We start from the raw sequence: 3,635 nt of genomic DNA on the forward strand, positions 1-3,635 counted from the left end.
CATTACGGACTTTCACCGATTAGTACGTGCCCATGCTGGGCACACAATAAAAAGAGTATTAATAATTAATTTTATCAATACTCTTTTTGTTATGAGTTAACCTATAAATAAACTCTTATAGTTTAGACTCTGCCCAGCTTTTCTTGTGAGCACGTCAACACTGTACTGAAACAAATTCATTTTTTAATATTCTTAATGACCACAACCATCATGGCTGCATGTATGATTAGCTGGGAATTCTGTTAATTCGCCTTTTTTATATGCTTCTAAGTTTTCGTTAACATTTCCTTCTATTCCTTTAAAAACTTTAATTCCCATAGAATTAAGTTTTGTAATAGCGCCTCTTCCTATTCCACCTACTATTACTGCATCTACAACTTCACCTGATAATGCTTTTATTGGTTGACATTTGCCATGTTCATGGCCTAAATCTCCATTGTTTAATGACTTAACCTCATTTGTTTCGGTATCACATATTATAAATAATGGTGCTGTACCAAAGTGATTATATGGAGTGCTGTTTACACCTTCATTTGATTTTACTGGAAAACATACTTTCATTGTCAATTCCTCCTTAACTAATTCTTTTTTAGAGCATTTTTTGTTTTTACAATTTGATAAACACATAAGAGATCCCACTTTATAATTCTTATCTTTAGAATTTAAGCTTAATGAGATATTATCGCTATCAGTTATTAAATTTAAAAACTTAATAGCATCATTTATTCTCTCTTCATTTAAATCATAAATAATATAATATCCTATTTTATATCCAATTATAAGCTGTGATTCTTTTAATATCTTTATATGTTGAGAGACAGCTGCTTCACTTATTTTTAAGTGCTTTGCAATCCCTTTTGCACACATATTTTTTTTAGATAATAATATTAATATATTTACTCTTGTTTCATCAGCTATTGCTTTAAATAAATTTATAAAATTATTCATAAAGACCTCTTATATAATCTAATTAAGTATTTGCTTAATTAGATTATATTCCCATTGTAAATATTTTTCAAGTGATAAATAAAATAAGTTACCTCAAAATTAAAATTGAGATAACTTATCTTTATTAATTAATCATTTAATTGCTCTCCATCATAAGATACCATTCCACCATAAACATTTATAACATCAAATCCTTTTTCTCTTAAGTCAATACATACACTTGCTGTTCTTGCTCCCGATCTACATATCAAATAATATTCTTTATTTTTTTCCAAATATTCCTCTGCATTATCTAATAAATCATGCATAGGTATGTTTTTAGATGTTTTAATACTACCTACTTTATATTCAAAAGGTTCTCTTATATCTATCAATTCTATTTTCCCTAATAAATCATCTATTTCACTTACATCTATAGTGGTTCTTTTCTTATTAGTATTTTCAAACATTAAACTTAATCCTCCTTAGTATTTTGCTTTGTTTAAAATAATGATCATATTTTAGTATGAATATTTGCTTAAAACAAAGCTAAGTATTTTTATATTTATAATTAATTTTATCTAATCAAAATTTATTATTACTTAATAATACTATGTAAATTTAAAAAAGTCCAAATATTATTGGTATAAATATAGATGGAATCATATTTGCCTTTTGAATATAAATTCTTTTTATGAGACATATTAAGCTTATATAATAAATTCTAATAAAAATGAGGTGATTCTTAATGTACAAAAAAGCAAAACTCAAATTATATATTCCTATGCTATTATTAATTACTATTTTTTCTTCATTCTTTTTAAACTTTAATATAGCCTTAGCGTTTAACGAACCTATTAATAAAAGTACTGTAAACATTATAGTTGATAATTTAAGAACAAATAAAATTCCAAATAATTTTAGAACTACTTCTAATCTAACAAATATACAAAACAAGTCCTCTTTAAATTTAAAGGGATTAGAAACTCTAAACACCTCTGGAAGCCAACAATTTTCTAAAGATAATTTAGATATTTTAACAAAATCTATAGACAATAAGCTTCCTATATTAATCATTGATTTAAGGCAAGAATCTCATGGATTTGTAAATGAATGTCCTATTAGTTTTGCAAATGAAAAAAATGACGCTAACTTAGGTCTTAGCAAATCGGCAGTAACATTTACAGAAAAAAAAGATTTAAAAAGTATAAAATTAAATACTCCATTAACTTTTTATAATCATCCAGAAATAAGTGTAGTTCCAAAAGAAGTTTTATCTGAAAAACAGCTTACAAAAGCTTACTCTCTGAATTATTCAAGAGTTCCAGTAACAGATACAAAGCTACCTACAAATGAGATCATAGACTGTTTTATAAATATTGTAAAAGAATGTTCAAAAGATAATTGGCTACACTTTCATTGTAAAGCAGGCTTTGGGAGAACAACTACTTTTATGATTATGTACGATATGATGAAAAATTATAAAAATGCTACTTCTGATGAAATTATAAAAAGACAATTTGCTTTAGCTAATTTTAATGAAAAAGAAATATCTCAATTTTCATCAAATGATCGTATTAATTTTTTAAATAAATTTTATAATTATTGTAAAGATATAAATGGCAATTTCGATACAACTTGGAGTTCTTGGTTAAATAACTCCGCTAAACATTGATTAATTTCCTATGTTATAAAGAAAGGACATCATAAAATTAATTATGATGTCCTTTAAAATTTGTATTATTCTTGTTCTTGCTTTTCTTGTTTTGGAAGTATTTCAATTCCAAGTTCAGTTAATTGTTTCTCATCAGCTATATTTGGAGCTTCACTTAAATAACAATATGCATTTTGGTTTTTAGGGAATGCAATAACATTTTTGATGTTTTCTGTTCCTGCTAAGAACATTATCATTCTATCAAGACCAAATGCTAAACCGCCATGTGGTGGCGGACCAAATTTAAATGCTTGTAATAAGAATCCAAATCTTTCCCATGCTTGTTCTTCAGTAAATCCTAATGCTTTAAACATTCTTTGTTGAAGTTCCATATCATGAATTCTTATAGAACCTCCACCTAATTCTTCACCATTTAATACTAAGTCATATGCCTTAGATCTTACTTTACCAGGATCTGATTCAAGGAATTCTAAATCTTCTTCCATTGGTGCTGTAAATGGATGATGGCAAGCTGTATATCTTTCTTCTTCTTCACTATATTCAAATAGTGGGAATTCAGTAATCCATGTGAAGTTAAATTCATTTTTATCTTTTATTAACTCAAATTGTTTAGCAAGCTCTAATCTTAAAGCTCCTAAACTTTGGAATACTACAGATTCTTTATCTGCTACTATTAAAATAGCATCTCCAGTTTCTGCTCCCATAGTTTCTATAATTGAATTTGTAACATCATCAGTTAAGAATTTAGCTATTGAAGATTTAACACCATCTTCTTTAAGTTGGATCCAAGCAAGACCTTTGGCTTTATAAGTCTTAACAAATTCTCCAAGCTTATCAAGTGGTTTTCTACCTAGTGTAGCTCCACCCTTTAAGCATAGTGCTCTAACGCTTCCACCAGCTTCTATCGCAGATTTAAATACAACAAAATCCATATCTTTAACGTCTTCTGTTATATTAGTTATTTCCATACCAAATCTCAAGTCTGGTTTATCTGAACCGTATTTTTCCATAGCATCTTTAAATGTCATTCTCT

The 3,635-nt window shown here is 27.3% G+C and carries 4 protein-coding genes; 1 reads left to right on the plus strand and 3 read right to left on the minus strand.

All coding sequences use genetic code 11. From position 1 onward, the window contains the following. Positions 1–192 precede the first annotated feature (192 nt). Both RYM86_RS18435 and RYM86_RS18440 read right to left on the minus strand, forming a co-directional pair. Positions 193–948, minus strand: a complete 756-nt coding sequence (locus RYM86_RS18435) for a metalloregulator ArsR/SmtB family transcription factor (protein ID WP_315082301.1) — start codon at positions 946–948, stop codon at positions 193–195. A gap of 128 nt (positions 949–1,076) precedes the next feature. Beyond that, positions 1,077–1,397 (minus strand): rhodanese-like domain-containing protein, encoded by a 321-nt coding sequence (locus RYM86_RS18440; RefSeq protein ID WP_315082303.1) that lies wholly within the window; start codon positions 1,395–1,397, stop codon positions 1,077–1,079. Between the two features lie 278 nt (positions 1,398–1,675). On the opposite strand from RYM86_RS18440, the gene RYM86_RS18445 reads away from it, so the two are divergent. After that, the gene (locus tag RYM86_RS18445) at positions 1,676–2,602 is read left to right on the plus strand and encodes a fused DSP-PTPase phosphatase/NAD kinase-like protein (protein ID WP_315082304.1); all 927 of its coding nucleotides are present in this window, start codon (positions 1,676–1,678) and stop codon (positions 2,600–2,602) included. 65 nt (positions 2,603–2,667) lie between these two features. On the opposite strand, the gene RYM86_RS18450 is transcribed toward RYM86_RS18445, so the two are convergent. Next, a partial coding sequence (locus tag RYM86_RS18450; RefSeq protein WP_315082306.1) for an amino acid--tRNA ligase-related protein occupies positions 2,668–3,635 on the minus strand: 968 nt, incomplete at its 5' end.

The organism is uncultured Clostridium sp. (assembly GCF_963527835.1).
GTDB lineage: Bacteria > Bacillota > Clostridia > Clostridiales > Clostridiaceae > Clostridium.